This is a genomic window from Streptomyces sp. NPDC055140 (assembly GCF_053607285.1).
On record NZ_JBSGTG010000003.1, the window covers coordinates 18,748 to 35,864 of the forward strand.

The following is a 17,117-nucleotide window of genomic DNA, read 5'->3' on the forward strand; positions in this document are numbered from 1 at the left end:
GGCTTTCGGCCCCCGGACCAGGGCCTTTGTCCGGCGGGCGACTTAGCCACCCCCGGAGGTATTGTCAAGAGGGCACGGCTACGACTTTCATCAGAGGCCGGTTCAGCGGCCGATTCTCTGCGGCAGAGGCCCCTTCTCTGCGGCCCGTCCAGCGAAAGGGAGAGCACGCGTGACGCGCAGCGTGTACGTGACCGGGATCGACCGGAGTGACGGCCGGCAGGTCGTGGAGCTGGGAGTCATGGAGCTCCTGACCCGGCAGGTCGACCGGGTGGGCGTCTTCCGCCCGCTCGTCCACGACGGTCCCGACCGGCTCTTCGATCTCCTGCGGGCGCGCTACCGCCTCTCCCAGGACCCGGCGACGGTCTACGGCCTCGACTACCACGAGGCGTCGGCCGTGCAGGCCGAACAGGGCACCGACGAACTGGTCTCACGCCTCGTGGACCGCTTCCACCAGGTCGCCCGGGACTACGAGGTCGTCCTCGTCCTCGGCACGGACTTCGCCGACACACAGCTCCCCGACGAGCTGGCCGTCAACGCCCGCCTCGCCAACGAGTTCGGAGCGTCCGTCATCCCCGTGGTGGGCGGCCGCAAGCAGACCCCGGAGTCCGTGCACGCCGAGACCCGCAACGCGTACCGCGCGTACGAGGTCCTCGGCTGCGACGTGCTCGCGATGGTCGTGAACCGGGTGGCGGCGCAGGACCGCGAGGAGATACGCGAGAGCCTGGGGGCCCATCTCCCGGTCCCCACCTACGTACTGCCGGACGAGCCCGCCCTGTCCGCGCCGACGGTCTCCCAGATCGCGCAGGCGCTCGGCGGCGAGGTGCTGCTCGGCGACGACGCGGGCCTCGCGCGCGACGCGCTGGACTTCGTGTTCGGCGGCGCGATGCTGCCGGCGTTCATCAAGGCGCTGACGCCGGGCTGTCTGGTCGTGACGCCCGGGGACCGCGCGGACCTCGTGGTGGGGTCGCTCGCCGCGCACAGCGCCGGCACCCCGCCGATAGCGGGCGTCCTGCTGACCCTCGACGAGCGGCCCGGCGAGGAGATCCTGACGCTCTCCGACCGGCTCGCGCCCGGCACGCCGGTGGTGGCGGTGAAGGGCGGTTCCTTCCCCACGGCGGGTGAACTGTTCTCCATGGAGGGCAAGTTGAACGCGGCGACGCCCCGCAAGGCGGAGACGGCGCTCGGTCTCTTCGAGCGGTGGGTCGACACGGCCGGCCTGCTGGAGCGCGTCTCGGCGCCGAGCAGCGACCGCGTCACCCCGATGATGTTCGAGCACAAGCTCCTGGAGCGGGCCCGCGCCGACAAGCGTCGCGTCGTGCTGCCCGAGGGAACCGAGGAGCGCGTCCTGCGCGCGGCGGACGTCCTGCTGCGCCGCGGGGTGTGCGACCTGACGCTGCTCGGCCCGGTGGAGCAGATCCGCAAGAAGGCCGCCGACCTGGGCGTCGACCTGGTGGACTCGCAGCTCATCGACCCGGCCACGTCCGAGCTGCGGGACCGGTTCGCCGCCGAGTACGCGCAGCTGCGCGCCCACAAGGGCGTCACGGTCGAACTCGCGTACGACGTGGTGGCGGACGTGAACTACTTCGGGACGCTGATGGTGCAGGGCGGTCTCGCGGACGGCATGGTGTCGGGTTCCGTGCACTCGACGGCCGCGACGATCCGCCCCGCGTTCGAGATCATCAAGACCAAGCCGGACGCCGCCATCGTGTCGTCCGTCTTCTTCATGTGCCTCGCCGACAAGGTCCTCGTCTACGGCGACTGCGCGGTGAACCCGGACCCGGACGCGCAGCAGCTCGCCGACATCGCCGTCCAGGCGGCCGCCACCGCCGAGCAGTTCGGCGTGGACCCGCGGATCGCGATGCTGTCGTACTCGACGGGCACGTCGGGCTCGGGCGCGGACGTCGACAAGGTGCGCAAGGCCACGGAGCTGGTGCGCGAGCGGCGCTCCGATCTGAAGATCGAGGGCCCCATCCAGTACGACGCGGCGGTCGAGCCGTCGGTGGCGGCGACCAAGCTGCCCGGCTCAAAGGTCGCCGGCCAGGCCAGCGTGCTGATCTTCCCCGACCTGAACACCGGCAACAACACGTACAAGGCCGTGCAGCGTTCGGCAGGCGCCATCGCCGTCGGTCCGGTCCTGCAGGGTCTGCGCAAGCCGGTCAACGACCTCTCGCGTGGCGCGCTCGTGCAGGACATCGTCAACACGGTCGCCATCACGGCGATCCAGGCCCAGACGCCGGCCTCCTGACCCCTACGAAGAGGTAAGCACCTGTGACCGCCACGCCCAGCCGAGTTGTCGTCCTCAACTCCGGTTCCTCATCGCTGAAGTACCAGCTGCTCGACATGGAGAGCGGCGCCCGGCTCGCCGTGGGCCTGGTCGAGCGCATCGGCGAGGAGACGTCCCGCCTCAAGCACACGCCGCTGACCGGGGGCGGCGGCGAGGCGCGCGAGGTGAACGGCCCGATCGCCGACCACGACGCGGCCCTCAAGGCGGTCGCCGGGGAGCTGGCCCGCGACGGGATGGGCCTGGACTCCCCCGAGCTCGCCGCGATCGGTCACCGGGTGGTGCACGGCGGCATGTTCTTCACCGAGCCGACCGTCATCGACGACGCGGTGCTCGCGGAGATCGAGCGGCTGATCCCGGTCGCGCCGCTGCACAACCCGGCCAACCTCACGGGCATCCGCACCGCGATGGCGCTGCGCCCGGACCTGCCGCAGGTCGCCGTCTTCGACACGGCGTTCCACACGACGATGCCGGAGTCGGCGGCGCGCTACGCGATCGACGTGAAGACCGCCGACGAGCACCGGATCCGCCGCTACGGCTTCCACGGCACGTCGCACGCGTACGTGTCCCTCAAGGCCGCCGAGCTCCTCGGCAAGACCCCCGAGGAGGTCAACGTCATCGTGCTGCACCTGGGCAACGGCGCCTCGGCGTCGGCGGTGCGCGGCGGCCGGTGCGTGGACACGTCCATGGGCCTGACGCCCCTGGAGGGCCTGGTGATGGGGACGCGTTCGGGCGATGTGGACCCGGCCGTCATCTTCCATTTGATGCGGGTGGGCAACATGTCCGCCGACGAGATCGACGTACTGCTCAACCAGAAGAGCGGTCTGGTCGGTCTCTGCGGCGACAACGACATGCGGGAGATCCGGCGTCGTATCGACGAGGGCGACGAGGAGGCGCGGCTCGCCTTCGACATCTACATCCACCGTCTGAAGAAGTACATCGGCGCCTACTACGCGGTGCTCGGCCGGGTGGATGCCGTGGTGTTCACGGCGGGGGTCGGCGAGAACGCGGCGCCGGTGCGCGAAGCTGCCGTCACGGGCCTGGAGGAGCTGGGCCTCGCGGTCGACGGCGAGCTCAATTCCGTACGTTCGGACGAACCGCGGCTGATCTCGCCGGAGTACGCGCGGGTGGCGGTCGCCGTCGTCCCGACCGATGAGGAACTGGAGATCGCGCGGCAGACCTACGCCCTCGTGCACGACTCCGCGGCCCGCAACGACTGAGCGCACCACCGCCCATTTGTAGATTCCACCAGACGGAATATTCCGCAGCGAAACAAACCGATAGGATCGCCCCCATGCGCCGTTCCAAAATCGTCTGCACGCTGGGCCCCGCCGTCGACTCCGAAGAGCAGCTCATTGCGCTGATCGAAGCCGGCATGAATGTGGCCCGCTTCAACTTCAGCCATGGCACGCACGCCGAGCACCAGGGGCGGTACGACCGTGTCCGGGCCGCCGCGGAGAGCACCGGCCGCGCCGTCGGCGTCCTCGCGGACCTCCAGGGCCCCAAGATCCGTCTCGAGACCTTCGCCGAAGGCCCCGTCGAGCTGGTGCGCGGTGACGAGTTCACCATCACCACCGACGATGTGCCGGGCGACAAGTCGATCTGCGGCACGACCTACAAGGGTCTGCCCGGCGATGTCTCCAAGGGCGACCAGATCCTCATCAACGACGGCAACGTCGAGCTGCGCGTCGTCGAGGTCGACGGGCCGCGCGTGAAGTCGATCGTCGTCGAGGGCGGTGTCATCTCCGACCACAAGGGCATCAACCTGCCCGGCGCGGCCGTGAACGTGCCCGCACTGTCCGAGAAGGACATCGAGGACCTGCGCTTCGCCCTGCGGATGGGCTGCGACATGGTCGCCCTGTCCTTCGTGCGCAACGCCGACGACGTCCAGGACGTCCACAAGGTGATGGACGAGGAGGGCCGCCGGGTCCCCGTCATCGCCAAGGTGGAGAAGCCGCAGGCGGTCGACAACATGGAGGGCGTCGTCGCGGCGTTCGACGCCGTGATGGTGGCCCGCGGTGACCTCGCCGTCGAGTACCCGCTCGAGAAGGTCCCGATGGTGCAGAAGCGCCTCGTGGAGATGTGCCGCCGCAACGCCAAGCCGGTGATCGTCGCAACCCAGATGATGGAGTCGATGATCACCAACTCCCGCCCCACGCGCGCCGAGGCGTCCGACGTCGCCAACGCGATCCTGGACGGCGCGGACGCGGTCATGCTGTCCGCCGAGTCCTCCGTGGGCGCCTATCCGATCGAGACCGTGAAGACGATGTCGAAGATCGTCGTCGCGGCCGAGGGGGAGCTCCTGTCCAAGGGCCTCCAGCCGCTCGTGCCCGGCAAGAAGCCGCGCACGCAGGGCGGTTCGGTCGCCCGCGCGGCCTGCGAGATCGCCGACTTCCTGGGCGCCAAGGGCCTGGTGGCCTTCACCCAGTCCGGCGACACGGCCCGCCGCCTGTCCCGCTACCGCGCGGCCCAGCCGATCCTGGCCTTCACCACGGACGAGGGCACCCGCAACCAGCTGACGCTGAGCTGGGGCGTCGAGTCGCACATCGTGCCGTACGTCGACAACACCGACGCGATGGTCGACCTGGTCGACGCCGAGATGGTGAAGCTGAACCGCTTCAACGACGGCGACACCGTGATCATCACGGCCGGTTCGCCCCCCGGCGTCCCCGGCACCACCAACATGGTCCGGGTGCACCACCTGGGCGGCGGAGAGCGCGACTGACGCCCCTCCCTGAACTGCGCCGAGGGCGCCCCCTGTTGAAGGGGGCGCCCTCGGCGTCTGTGCGGCTCCCGGACTGGTCCGTGGGTGGCGCGGCAGCAGGATCAGTCGGTGAGGTACTGGTGGAGACCCGGCACGTGCAGGGTGCCACCGAACTGACCGGCCTGCTTGACCTTCACGTTCGTGAAGTAGATCAGCGGGATGTTCAGCGGCGGCGGGTGCTCCGCGTCGAACGTGATCGGGATCAGCCCCAGGAGGTTGCCCGAGATCGACTCCGTGTACATGGTGGTCTTGCCGTCACGGATGGTGGACGTGGTGCCCTTGCCGGCCTGGACGTGGTACGTCCTGCCGCCCGGGCCCTCGACCATCTGGTGCAGGTCACCGATGTCGGTGCCGTCCGAGATGACGTACTTCAGGACCTTCTTGACCGTGCCGTTGGGCGTGCGCACGTTCACGACGCCCTGATAGTCCGCGCCCTTGAGGGTCAGCGAACTGGCCTCAAGACGCCACGAGTCGTTCGGGACCTGAGCAGGGGTCTGCTCGTTGCCCCCCTCGGCATCCGTCGCGGCCGGGCAGTTGTCCGGCACACCGGTCTCGCCCGCCGACGGCGTCGGGACCACCTTCGTGGCCTTGCCCGCGGTGTCGCCGACGGCCTTCCCGGCCTTGTCCACCGTGTCCTTGACCGCGTCCCCGGCCTTGTCCGCCGTGTCCGTGACGGGCTTGGTGACCTTGCCGACGGTGTCCTTGACGGTGCCGCCCACATCCGTGGACTTGGACGCCGAGGCCGAGGGGGTCGGGGTCGCCGACTCCTTCTGATCCGGCGTCAGCAGGTCCTTGAGCGCGTCGCCGACACCCAGCGGGTCGAGCGGGTTCTTGGTCTCGGAGGGCGTCGGGGTCGGCGTGGCCGTCTTGCTGCCGGCCGTGCTGTCACCCGAGGGCGTGTCCGTGGACTTGGACGCGGAGGGCGACGGGGTGGGCTCGGCCTTGTCGCCCGAGTCCGCCTTGTCGCCCGACGTGTCCTTGCTCGCGGAGGCCGAGGGCGTCGGGGTGGGCGAGGCGGACTCGTCCCCCTTGTCGTCGGCCGCGTCCTTGCCGTCCTTGGACGCCTCGATCGCGTCGGCGCACGCCTTGTAGTCGTCCGCCGAGAACTTGGTGGGGTTGTCCTTGGCCTGCGCGAGCGTGGGAGTCAGACCCATGCCCATGAGTACGGCCGTGGGCATGGCCGCGATGGCTATGGCCTTGCCCGCGGGCATGTGCAGCCTGTTGAGCAGATGCTTTCTGGGGGCTGCATGCCGCGGCCCGGTTCTCTCACGGAACTCTGCCGCAGAGTTCTCGTGGCGCACCTCGTCAGCCGGCACGGTGCCTCCCGTTCGTCCCGTCGTTACCGTTCGTGCTCGTTCCTGACAGATCGTCCGACGCGCCACCGAAGGCATCGAAGGCCGCCGTCTCGCCCTTCGGAGAGTCGGCGTCGTCCGCGGACTTCACACCGCCGGTCTCCGTCTTCGCAGCCCGTGAGGGCCCCCAGGAGATGCCGAGAGCGCCGCCGAGCAGCGCCAGCAGGAAGCCGATGACAAAGCCACCGAAGTTGGAGACCACCAAGGAGACCAGGGCGAGCAGGATCGCCGCGACGCCCGCGAAGACGCGGGACATCGGCTGGAACCAGAGCGTCAGGCCGAGCACCACAAGCAGGACGCCGATGATCAGCGAACCGGCGCCGGCGGTCGTCGACATCCGGATGGTCATCGAGCCGAGCGTGAGGTTCGCGTACGGGAAGTACATGATCGGAATGCCGCCCAGCAGCGTCAGCAGACCACCCCAGAATGGGCGCTGACCGCGCCACCCTCGGAACGATCGGCGCGTCCGGCCGAGCCTGTCGCCCAGCCCTGCTTGCGCTTCGGCGCTCATGTCGTACAGCTCCTCGGGAATGGCGTTGTTCTGTGGTGATGGTGCGTGTCGGATACGGGCACGGGGACGTCACGGAGCTTCCCGTTCGCCCCCGCGCCCGGCCGTTCAGCGCTGTGAGTGAACTAGACCCTGGGGCCTAGTAGCACTCGTGTGCGCCCTTCTGCACCTGCATGTGCAGGCCGGAGAGCTTGAAGGTGCCGGCCGTGGTCGCCCACGCGCGCTGCTTGACATCTTCGAAGTGCACCGAGTCGGCCTGCTGCGAGAACGAGTCCGGGACGTACTTGTCGCCCTTGGCCGGACCCGGGCCCTTGGTGGTCGAGTCGATACCGACGCCGATGTCGATGTTCTTGAACGTGGCGTTGGTCGACAGGTCGTCGGCGTCGATGTACAGCTTCTTCGCCTCGACGCGGGGGCCGCCCGCACCGCCCGCGCTGAGCTTCATCGACACTTCGCCGAAGACCGGTACCGGCACGACGACCGACTGGCACAGGTTGGTTATCTTCGCCTCGTTGAGGCCGACGACGGCAACCGGGTGCGCACCCGACTTACCGGTGTCGAGCGCCCCGTACTGGACGAAACCCGTACCGTCGAGCGAGTCTGCCGTCACCTTGAACGACTGACCCGAAACACTGAACGATGCCGCAAGCGCACCCTGCGAGAGGGCGACTCCGATCACGGCTGTCGCCGCGACGCTCGGCACCATGACTACGGCGAACCGCTTCCATCTGGTTCCGCCACGAGCCACGGACTCCATGACTTTCCTCCTTCTCGGACGTACATCTCCGGCCCTGACTGCACCCGTTGGGGTGCTCAGCCGGGCAGGGATGGGAGAAGTGCTACGTCCTCGGGAAGGAGAGCGCCCGCTTCGGGGGCGCGCATTGGCACCCGAATCACCGGCGATCACCCCCGAGCGACAACCACTGGTCGCACCTGACAGTCACGCGCAACCTGCTGGACAGGCCCTGCCGGGAAGCAGAGACCCCCCTGCCCAAGGCCGGCGGCACTGCTACCGGCCTGCTCGGTGGGGACCCTGAAACCCCGCGACCCGATTGGCTGTCGGACTGCGGGATGAGGACCGAGCGTCGCCGATCGTGGTGCATTCTCGGCTGGCGCACAAGGGGGTTCGTTACTGGCTAGTAACGGACGGATAACCGAACAACGACCGGATGATGTCACCCGGCAACACAGGGTGGTGTCAAGCGAGTTGCCAAAGCAGAGAAAGAAGGGGCGTAACCGGACAGAAGGTGGCCCCTGACTTACTCCAAGTAACAGCGGCCGCCTTTACCAAGTTTTGGTAAAGCACGACCGCTGTGTACCCGTGGAGACAGAACTTTCACCTGGGCACCACATCGCCCGGCGTTTAGGAACTGGTCAGAAACGGCTCAGAAGAGAACCCGGGCCAGAGCCGTACGGCCCGTAATCACGCGCGGATCGTCGAAGCCGACGACCTCGAAGAGTTCGAGCAGCCGCACGCGCGCGGCGTCCCGGTCCTCGCCCGCCGTGACCCTCACCGTGTCGACAAGTCGGCCGAACGCGTCAGCGACATGGCCTCCGACCAGGTCGAGGTCGGCTGCGGCGATCTGTGCCGCCACGTCGGAGGGCCGGTCCGCGGCGTCCTGACGGACCTTCTGCGGATCGAGACCCTGTACGCGCAGGAGCAACTCGGCCTGCGCCAGGCCGAGCTTGGCCTCGGTGTTGCCGGGGTCGTCGTTCAGCACGTTCTCGTACGCCTGGACGGCGCCGGGGAGGTCGCCGGCGTCAAGAGCCTGCGCGGCTGCTTCGAGCAGAGCGTCGTGCGGACCGACCGGAGCCTCCACGACCGGTGCAGATCCCTCCGCATCGGGGTCGACCGTGATGCCGGTCAGGCCGAAGCGCTCCTCGGCGACCTGGATCAACTGGTCGAGCGTCCCGCGGATCTGCTCGGCCGGCGCGGCCCCCTGGAAGAGCGGCAGGGCCTGTCCGGCCACCACCGCGAAGACCGCCGGAATCCCCTGGACCCCGAACTGCTGCATCAGCATCTGGTTGGCGTCGACGTCGATCTTGGCGAGCACGAACCGGCCGTTGTACTCGGCCGCGAGGCCTTCGAGCAGCGGGCTCAGCTGCTTGCACGGCTCGCACCACTCCGCCCAGAAGTCGATGACGACGGGCACCTCGGCCGAGCGCTGGAGGACATCGCGCTCGAAACCGGCCTCGTCGACATCGATGACGAGGCTTGACGGGGAGACGGCCCCGCCGCCGCCCTGCCGCGCGGACTCGGCACGCGCCTGCTCCGCCTTCGCCTTGGCCTCCTGGGCCGCCTTCACCGCGGCGAGGTCGACGACTCCGCTCATGGACATGTTCCGTGGCTGCATGAGTACATCCTCCCCCTTCCGCGGTGCGTTGTGGGCCGGGACCGCCGGTCGCGGCCTCCCGCCGGACTGCGGGCGCCGTCAGGTGATCGGTCGCGGACTTGGTCTGCGGCCCCAAGAGGGGCCGTTCTGCGGCCCGAAGGGGCCTGTTCGGCGCCGGGTCCCCACCCGGTGCCTCGTGGTTGTCGCAAGGCTCACTGAGCTTTCGCTACGGGTCGTAGCGTAACTCTCGCGCGGGCCGCGTGGGGAGGGGGTCTCGGTGATCTTCGCTGTGGTCTGCCTCACGGCGCTATCCCTACCGGCCGGTATGGTCACTTTCATGCAGAGCCGCACCCCACCGCCCCTCCCGAGAACGGGCCGCCCACGAAGCGCCGCCGCCGACGCGGCGATCCTCGAGGCGACCCGTGCGGCGCTGGTGGACCTCGGCTGGTCCAAACTCACGATGGGCGACGTGGCGACCCGCGCGGGCGTCGCCAAGACGACGCTCTACCGGCGCTGGGCAGGCAAGAACGAGCTCGTCGTGGACGCGGTCGCGGTCCTCTTCGACGAGCTCGAACTCCCGGACAACGGCAGCCTCGCCGCCGACATCGGGGGCGTGGTCCTCCAGTTCGCGGCGCTCCTGAACCGCCCGGAGACCAAGACGGCGCTGATGGCGGTCGTCGCCGAGTCGACGCGCGACGAACCGCTGCGCGAGCGCATCCGCACCTCGATCGTGGACCGGCAGAAGCGCCTGGTCCTGGAGGGCCGCGCCCGCGCCCACGCACGCGGCGAACTCCCCCTCGAACCCGACCCGGCCGCCGCCTCCCGCACCGCCGACCTCATCTTCGACGTGGTCGCTGGAGCCGTGGTGCACCGCACGCTGGTGAGCGCGGAGCCGGTGGACGAGGAGTGGGTCGACCGCTTCACCACGCTGCTCCTGGGCGGACTCGCCTCCGTACAGGCCTAGCCCGCCCGGGCTCCGTCAGTTGTTCCAGGCGCAACTGCCCAGCTTGGCACGCTTCTTGACCACCAGTCGGGCCGCCTCGTCCGCCGGCAGGACGTGGGTGTGCGAGCCCCGGCACACGACCGTGCGGTCGCCGTGTCCGGCGAGGTCCACGAGGATCTGGTCCCAGTGGCGGTACTGCACGTCGTGCGCGGAGTCGGCGTAGGTGCGGACCGTGACGCGGTCCGCGGAGAACTGCTGCCGCCAGGTCGCGAGGGTGGCCGGCGGGACCGTGGTGTCCTTGTCGCCGCCGTACAGATGGACGGGGGCCGTCAGCTTCGACAGGTCGGGGCCCGGCCGCTCGCAGTACAGCCTCTGCTCGTGGACCTGCGGCGCCGGATCGGCTTGCTGGCCACGCTGGTTGTAGGTGCGGGCACCGTCCTCGTACGCCGTGTCCGCGAAGCCCGGGATGGACTTGACGGGGCTGTCGGCGGGGAACGCCCACCACTTGCGCGGGTCGGTGATGGAGTCCTTCAGCGCAGCGGCGAGCGCGTCGTCGGACATCGCGCAGTACGCGGGCTTCTCGCCGTACGGCGGCAGGGCGGCGGCCAGGTGCAGGGCTGAGACGCGGCCGGGCGCGCGGGCGGCGAGTTCGGCGGCGTAGGGACCGCCTCCGGAGATCGCGACGACCCTGAACCTCTCGACGCCGAGGCGGTCGAGCACGTCGAGGGCGTCCCGCGCGAAGTCCGCCTTGCCGAGGGCGGGATCGTACGCGGTGTCGCCGAAACCGTTGCGCTCGACGGAGATCAGCCGCAGGCCCAGGTCCGCGCGTGTGGTGCGGAAGAAGTCAGTCATGTGGACGGCCCGCGCGCTGGTCCCGGTGCCGCCTATGTAGAGGACCGGAACGCCGTTGTGCGGACCCGAGTCGGTGTAGTGGGCCGTACGTCCGGAGGGCAGCTTCGCGGCGCGTACGTCGGGGCCGAGCGGGTCGAAGGTGTTCTGTACCTTCGGCTCGGCCGGCGGGCTCGCGCTCACCGCCCCGGATCCACCGAGGACCATCCCGCCGAGCAGGGCGAGTGCGGCGCAACCGACGGTGGTGGTGGTGCGGTTGAGTCCGGACAGACGCACGGGAACTCCAGGGGCAGGCGACGATTGACGTGCCCGCGCCTACCCCTGCCCGCGCCGGGTGACACCTGTCACCGTGTCCCCCGGCGCGAACTCCCGTCAGAATCCGGCGGGTTCGGTGTACACGCCCCACTCGTCGCGCAGCACCCCGCAGATCTCACCCAAGGTGGCCTCGGCGCGTACGGCGTCGAGCATGGGCGGGATCATGTTGCCGCCGTTGCGCGCGGCCTTCAGCATCTCGTCGAGGGCGGAGCGCACGCGGGCGTCGTCCCTGGCCGCCTTGCGCACGCCGAGCTCGCGCACCTGCTCGCGCTCGACCTCGTGGCTGACCCGCAGGATCTCCAGGTCGCCGGTGACGGACCCGTGGTGAGCGTTGACGCCGACGACCCGCTTGTCGCCCTTCTCCAGCGCCTTCTGGTACTGGAACGCGGACTCGGCGATCTCGCCGGTGAACCAGCCGTCCTCGATGCCGCGCAGGATGCCGGAGGTCATCGGCCCGATCGGGTGCTGCCCGTCCGGGTGGGCGCGCAGGCCGCGCTCCTTGATCTGCTCGAAGATCTTCTCGGCGTCGGCCTCGATCCGGTCCGTGAGCTGCTCCACGAACCACGAACCGCCCAGCGGGTCCGCGACGTTGGCGACGCCGGTCTCCTCCATGAGGACCTGCTGCGTGCGCAGCGCGATCTCGGCGGCCTGCTCGGAGGGGAGCGCCAGGGTCTCGTCGAGGGCGTTCGTGTGCAGCGAGTTGGTGCCGCCGAGCACGGCCGCGAGCGCCTCGACTGCGGTCCGCACGACGTTGTTGTACGGCTGCTGCGCGGTCAGGGAGACCCCGGCGGTCTGCGTATGGAAGCGCAGCCACTGCGCCTTGTCGGTCTTCGCCCCGTACACGTCCCGCATCCAGCGGGCCCAGATGCGGCGGGCGGCGCGGAACTTGGCGATCTCCTCGAAGAAGTCGAGGTGGGCGTCGAAGAAGAAGGAGAGGCCGGGCGCGAAGACGTCCACGTCGAGCCCGCGCGACAGGCCGAGCTCCACATAGCCGAAGCCGTCGGCGAGCGTGTACGCCAGCTCCTGCGCGGCCGTGGAGCCGGCCTCGCGGATGTGGTACCCGGAGACCGAGAGCGGCTTGTACGCGGGGATGCCCGCCGCGCAGTGCTCCATGAGGTCGCCGATCAGGCGCAGATGCGGCTCGGGCTGGAAGAGCCACTCCTTCTGCGCGATGTACTCCTTGAAGATGTCGGTCTGGAGCGTGCCGTTGAGGACGGCCGGGTCGACGCCCTGGCGCTCGGCGGCCACGAGGTACATGCAGAAGACGGGCACGGCGGGGCCCGAGATCGTCATGGACGTCGTGACGTCCCCGAGCGGGATGTCCTTGAACAGGACCTCCATGTCGGCGGCGGAGTCGATGGCGACGCCGCAGTGCCCGACCTCGCCGAGCGCGCGCGCGTCGTCGGAGTCGCGGCCCATGAGCGTCGGCATGTCGAACGCGACGCTCAGCCCTCCCCCGCCGGCGGCGAGGATCATCTTGTACCGCTCGTTGGTCTGCTCGGCGTTCCCGAACCCGGCGAACTGCCGGATCGTCCACGTACGGCCCCGGTACCCGGTCGGGTACAGGCCGCGCGTGAACGGGTACTCGCCGGGCCATCCGATCCGCTCGAAGCCCTCATAGGTGTCCCCGGGACGTGGCCCGTAGGCCGGGTCGACCGGGTCCCCGGAGAGCGTCGAGAAGTCGGCGTCCCGCTTGCGGGCGGAGTCGTACCGGGCCTGCCAGCGACGGCGGCCCTCTTCGATGGCGTCAGCGTCCATGCTTCCCATGCCTTCAAATTTACTTGGACGTCCTAGTAAATGTCGATGGCAAACCGCCCGCACATCGTGCGGGCGGTGGAGTGGCGCGGTCCGTCAGGCCTTGGCGACGACGGGGCCGTCGTCGGCGACCTTGGAGTCCAGCTCGCGGGAGACCTTCCGCTCCACGAAGAACGCGGCGGTCGGGATCGTGCCGGCGATCAGCACCCACAGCTGCTTGCCGACCGGCCACTTCGCCTTGGAGCCCAGGTCGAAGGCGAAGACCAGGTAGATCACGTACAGCCAGCCGTGCGCGATGGCGACGACGCGCGTGGCATCCGCCGCGCCGTCGATGCCGAGCACGTACTTGGCGATCATGCCGAGGCACAGCAGGACCAGCAGGACGCCCGTGACAAAGGCCATCACCCGGTACCGGGTCAGCACGCTTCGTTTCATGGATACGAGCGTAACGGCCCGTTTTGCGCGATCTTCGCGCGGGTCAGGCCTCGTCGAAGTCGTGGGCGGCGACCCGCAGCGGCCGCAGCATCGCGAAGATCTCGCCGCACTCCTCGGCGTCGTACGCCCCGAGCCCGAAGTCCATCGCCATCAGGTCGCGGGTGGCGGCGTCGCAGACCTCGCGGCCCTTGGTGGTGATGGAGGCGAGCGTTCCGCGCCCGTCGTTCGGGTTGGGCCGCTTGTCGACGAGCCCGGAGCGCACCAGGCGGTCGACCGTGTTCGTGACCGAGGTCGGGTGCACCATGAGCCGCTCGCCGATCTTCGACATCGGCAGCTCGCCGGCCTTGGAGAAAGTGAGCAGCACCAGCGCCTCGTAGCGCGCGAAGGTCAGTCCGTACGGCTTCACGACCGCGTCGACCTCGGCGAGGAGGATCTGGTGCGCGCGCATGATCGAGGTGATCGCACCCATGGACGGCACGGATCCCCAGCGCTGCTTCCAGAGTTCGTCTGCACGGGCGATGGGATCGAAGGCAAGGCTGAGCGGCTTCGGCACGCCCAAGACCTTACCGGCCGGTCATATGCTGGTCAGCCCCGTCTCGCCCTTCGGTCCGGAGCCCTGCGCGAAAGCCCCGGCCCACCCGGGCCGGGGCTTCACACGGAGGTCAGGTTCCGGGGCTTCACTCGGCGGCGAGGTGCCTCTCGACCGTCGCGACCTTCGACGTCATGCCGTCCGTCACACCGGGGCGGATGTCCGCCTTGAGGACGAGGGACACCCGCGGGGCCCGCGCCTCGACGGCGGCGACGGCACGCTTCACGACATCCATGACCTCGTCCCACTCACCCTCGATGGAGGTGAACATCGCGTCGGTTCGGTTCGGGAGCCCGGACTCGCGCACGACCCGGACGGCGTCGGCCACGTACTCGCCGACGTCCTCGCCGACACCGAGCGGGGAGACCGAGAAGGCGACGATCATGCGTTCACGGCCTTCTCCTGGCGGGCGCGGGACGCGATGACCGCGGCCTCCGCCTCACGCTTCAGCTTGCGCTCGGCGAAGAAGCCGCCGGTCGGCAGGACGGAGAGGACGAAGTAGAGGGCGCCGGTCCTGAAGCCCCACTTCGTACGGTTCCACGCGTCGAGCCAGAAGATCACGTAGAGGATGAACAGGACGCCGTGCACCATGCCCATGACCGGGACGGCGTCGAACTCCGTGGTCCGCTTCAGCACCGAGCAGACGAGGAGCAACAGGAAGGAGACGGCCTCAGGAGCGGAGACCAGGCGGAGTCGGCGGAGTGCGGAGGCGGTCTTGATGTCCACGGGGCACCTTCGGCAGAAGCGGTGAGGGGGCGGGCGTTCGATCTTGTGAACGCAAGCACAAGCGCTGCCCATTGTGGCATCGGGGACGTCCCGGGGTTCGCTCAGGGTTCGTTCAGGGCCGGGACCCCTGTCCCGGGGGGCATCTCGCCCATTACCGTCACATCGTGGCTACATTCCGGCTTCAAGGCAGCAGAGTGCTCGCCGTCGACATGACGGGCGACAGCGTCAAGGCGAAGAACGGCTCGATGGTCGCGTACGACGGCCGGATGGCGTTCAAGAAGATGACGGGCGGCGGCGAGGGCATCCGCGGCATGGTGACCCGCCGCCTCACCGGCGAGGAGATGACGGTGATGGAGGTGAAGGGGCAGGGCACGTGCTGGTTCGCGGACCGGGCGAGCGAGATCAGCGTCGTGAACCTGCGGGGCGACAAGCTCTTCGTCGAGTCGAGCAATCTGCTCTGCACGGACGCGGGCCTGCGCACCGGCACGTCCTTCACCGGCGTACGCGGCGCCTCCCAGGGCAACGGCCTGTTCACGACGACCGTCGAGGGCCACGGCCAGGCGGCGATCATGAGCGAGGGCCCCGCCGTCGCGCTCCGCGTCAGCCGGGACCACCCCCTGACCGTCGACCCGGGCGCGTACATCGCACATCAGGGGAATGTGCGGCAGTCCTTCCAGTCGGGCGTCACGTTCCGCACGTTCATGGGCGAAGGCGGCGGCGAGGCCTTCCAGATCCGCTTCGAGGGCGACGGCCTGGTCTACGTACAGCCCAGTGAGCGCAACACGATCGCGGGAGACGTGTGAGATGCCCTTCCGTGAGATCAACTCGAAGATGGTCGAGGCGACGGTCGTGCCCGGGCAGCGGATCTACAGCCAGCGCGGCGCGATGCTCGCCTACAAAGGGGACGTGACCTTCACGCCCAGCATCCAGGGCGGCCAGGGCGGCGTGATGTCCATGATCGGGCGCCGCGTGGCGAACGAGGCGACGCCGCTGATGACCGTGGACGGCAGCGGCACCGTCCTGTTCGGGCACGGCGGCCATCACGTCCAGGTGATAGCCCTCTCCGGAGACACCCTCTATGTGGAGGCGGACCGGCTGCTCGCCTTCGACGGGAGCCTTCAGCAGGGCACGATGTTCATGGGCTCGCAGGGCGGCGTCATGGGGATGGTGCGCGGCCAGGTCACCGGGCAGGGCCTGTTCACCACGACCCTCAAGGGACACGGCGCGGTCGCCGTCATGGCGCACGGCGGCGTCATCGAGCTGCCGATCACGCCGGGCCGCCCCGTCCATGTCGACCCGCAGGCGTACGTCGCGCACCACGGCGACGTGAGGAACAAGCTGTCGACGGCCCTCGGCTGGCGCGACATGGTGGGGCGCGGCTCCGGCGAGGCGTTCCAGCTGGAGCTCAGCGGCAGCGGCGCGGTGTACGTCCAGGCCTCGGAGGAGAAGCTGTGAGCACCCCGGTGATCTTCGACCCGGCCACCCTGCCGGCAGACGACAATGTGAACGCGTACACGTTCTGTGTGGAACTCAAGGGCAGCAACTGGTTCCTGCAGAAGGGCAAGATGATCGCCTACTACGGGCGCATCGACTTCAACGGGATCGGGCACGGCCGCCTCGACCGCCTCGTACGGACGTCCTTCCACTCCCCGCTGCACGCGAGCGACTGGGTCGTGGCGGAGGGCTCGGGCAAGATGCTGCTCGCCGACCGGGCCTTCGACGTGAACTCGTACGACCTGGAGAACGGGAACCTGACCATCCGCTCGGGTAACCTGCTCGCTTTTCAGCCAACTCTCGCGCTGAAGCAGTCGATCGTTCCCGGCTTTCTGACACTCATTGGCACGGGCAAATTCGTGGCGGCCTCGAACGGCCCGGTGGTCTTCATGGAGCCGCCGATCCGCGTAGATCCACAGGCGCTGGTCGGCTGGGCTGACTGCCCGTCACCTTGCCACCACTACGACCACTCCTATCTGACGGGCGTGATCGGCGGTCTACGTGCGATGACGGGCATCGGAGGCGTCTCCGGGGAGGAGCACCAGTTCGAGTTCGTGGGCGCCGGGACGGTATTGCTGCAGTCCACGGAGACGTTGATGACGGAACAGGCGACGGGCGCCGTGCCGCAGCGGGCAGGGGTGCCGGGCGGTCAGGGGGCGCCCGGACAGCAGCCGGGGGTACCGCGTCTTCCCGGACAGCTCGGCGACCTCCAGCGTCGCTTCGGACTGTGAGCGGTAATCTGCGGAGTGTGACGTCGAACGCGTGACCCCTTT

General features: G+C 69.3%; 17 protein-coding genes. 7 read left to right on the plus strand and 10 right to left on the minus strand.

Going from position 1 to position 17,117, the window contains the following annotated elements:
- Positions 1-169: 169 nt before the first annotated feature.
- The 3 genes from pta (at position 170) to pyk (ending at position 5,006) form a co-directional block, all read left to right on the plus strand.
- Positions 170-2,245 (plus strand): phosphate acetyltransferase, encoded by a 2,076-nt coding sequence (gene pta, locus ACWFR4_RS07695; RefSeq protein ID WP_453464708.1) that lies wholly within the window; start codon positions 170-172, stop codon positions 2,243-2,245.
- A 23-nt stretch (positions 2,246-2,268) separates the two neighbouring features.
- Positions 2,269-3,501: an acetate kinase gene (locus ACWFR4_RS07700; RefSeq protein ID WP_453651454.1), complete on the plus strand. Its 1,233-nt coding sequence runs from the start codon at positions 2,269-2,271 to the stop codon at positions 3,499-3,501.
- 74 nt (positions 3,502-3,575) lie between these two features.
- A complete protein-coding gene (gene pyk, locus ACWFR4_RS07705; RefSeq protein WP_453651456.1) occupies positions 3,576-5,006 on the plus strand; it encodes a pyruvate kinase in 1,431 nt (476 codons plus the stop codon).
- A gap of 101 nt (positions 5,007-5,107) precedes the next feature.
- On the opposite strand, the gene ACWFR4_RS07710 is transcribed toward pyk, so the two are convergent.
- The 4 genes from ACWFR4_RS07710 to ACWFR4_RS07725 all read right to left on the minus strand — a co-directional run bounded on the left by ACWFR4_RS07710 (position 5,108) and on the right by ACWFR4_RS07725 (position 9,259).
- On the minus strand, positions 5,108-6,361 hold the full coding sequence (locus tag ACWFR4_RS07710) for a hypothetical protein (protein ID WP_453651458.1): 1,254 nt from the start codon (positions 6,359-6,361) through the stop codon (positions 5,108-5,110).
- The gene (locus ACWFR4_RS07715; protein ID WP_453467022.1) at positions 6,351-6,908 is read right to left on the minus strand and encodes a DUF6114 domain-containing protein; all 558 of its coding nucleotides are present in this window, start codon (positions 6,906-6,908) and stop codon (positions 6,351-6,353) included. Before ACWFR4_RS07715 ends, ACWFR4_RS07710 begins: the two co-directional genes overlap by 11 nt.
- A gap of 136 nt (positions 6,909-7,044) precedes the next feature.
- Positions 7,045-7,662, minus strand: a complete 618-nt coding sequence (locus tag ACWFR4_RS07720; protein WP_453467020.1) for a DUF6230 family protein — start codon at positions 7,660-7,662, stop codon at positions 7,045-7,047.
- A gap of 628 nt (positions 7,663-8,290) precedes the next feature.
- Positions 8,291-9,259 (minus strand): tetratricopeptide repeat protein, encoded by a 969-nt coding sequence (locus ACWFR4_RS07725; protein ID WP_453651460.1) that lies wholly within the window; start codon positions 9,257-9,259, stop codon positions 8,291-8,293.
- Positions 9,260-9,575: 316 nt separating this feature from the next.
- On the opposite strand from ACWFR4_RS07725, the gene ACWFR4_RS07730 reads away from it, so the two are divergent.
- On the plus strand, positions 9,576-10,202 hold the full coding sequence (locus ACWFR4_RS07730) for a TetR/AcrR family transcriptional regulator (RefSeq protein WP_453467017.1): 627 nt from the start codon (positions 9,576-9,578) through the stop codon (positions 10,200-10,202).
- Positions 10,203-10,217: 15 nt separating this feature from the next.
- Here ACWFR4_RS07730 and ACWFR4_RS07735 read toward each other — a convergent pair whose 3' ends face one another.
- The 6 genes from ACWFR4_RS07735 to ACWFR4_RS07760 form a co-directional block, all read right to left on the minus strand.
- The gene (locus ACWFR4_RS07735; protein WP_453651462.1) at positions 10,218-11,306 is read right to left on the minus strand and encodes an alpha/beta fold hydrolase; all 1,089 of its coding nucleotides are present in this window, start codon (positions 11,304-11,306) and stop codon (positions 10,218-10,220) included.
- A 96-nt stretch (positions 11,307-11,402) separates the two neighbouring features.
- Positions 11,403-13,103, minus strand: a complete 1,701-nt coding sequence (locus ACWFR4_RS07740) for an acyl-CoA mutase large subunit family protein (protein WP_453467026.1) — start codon at positions 13,101-13,103, stop codon at positions 11,403-11,405.
- A 93-nt stretch (positions 13,104-13,196) separates the two neighbouring features.
- Positions 13,197-13,535, minus strand: a complete 339-nt coding sequence (locus ACWFR4_RS07745; protein ID WP_453467013.1) for a DUF3817 domain-containing protein — start codon at positions 13,533-13,535, stop codon at positions 13,197-13,199.
- Between the two features lie 43 nt (positions 13,536-13,578).
- A complete protein-coding gene (locus tag ACWFR4_RS07750) occupies positions 13,579-14,088 on the minus strand; it encodes a MarR family winged helix-turn-helix transcriptional regulator (protein ID WP_453467011.1) in 510 nt (169 codons plus the stop codon).
- Between the two features lie 124 nt (positions 14,089-14,212).
- Positions 14,213-14,509: an MTH1187 family thiamine-binding protein gene (locus ACWFR4_RS07755; RefSeq protein WP_116509796.1), complete on the minus strand. Its 297-nt coding sequence runs from the start codon at positions 14,507-14,509 to the stop codon at positions 14,213-14,215.
- Complete coding sequence (locus ACWFR4_RS07760) at positions 14,506-14,850, minus strand: DUF3817 domain-containing protein (protein WP_453651464.1); 345 nt, start codon at positions 14,848-14,850, stop codon at positions 14,506-14,508. Before ACWFR4_RS07760 ends, ACWFR4_RS07755 begins: the two co-directional genes overlap by 4 nt.
- 164 nt (positions 14,851-15,014) lie before the next feature.
- Here ACWFR4_RS07760 and ACWFR4_RS07765 point away from each other — a divergent pair, with 164 nt between their 5' ends.
- From ACWFR4_RS07765 to ACWFR4_RS07775, 3 genes are read left to right on the plus strand one after another with little or no spacing between them, the layout of a single operon-like run.
- Positions 15,015-15,653, plus strand: coding sequence for an AIM24 family protein (locus tag ACWFR4_RS07765; RefSeq protein ID WP_453467008.1), 639 nt, complete (start codon positions 15,015-15,017; stop codon positions 15,651-15,653).
- Position 15,654: 1 nt separating this feature from the next.
- Positions 15,655-16,305 (plus strand): AIM24 family protein, encoded by a 651-nt coding sequence (locus ACWFR4_RS07770; protein ID WP_266559981.1) that lies wholly within the window; start codon positions 15,655-15,657, stop codon positions 16,303-16,305.
- On the plus strand, positions 16,302-17,075 hold the full coding sequence (locus tag ACWFR4_RS07775) for an AIM24 family protein (RefSeq protein WP_453467007.1): 774 nt from the start codon (positions 16,302-16,304) through the stop codon (positions 17,073-17,075). The genes ACWFR4_RS07770 and ACWFR4_RS07775 overlap by 4 nt, the downstream gene beginning before the upstream one ends.
- Positions 17,076-17,117 lie beyond the last annotated feature (42 nt).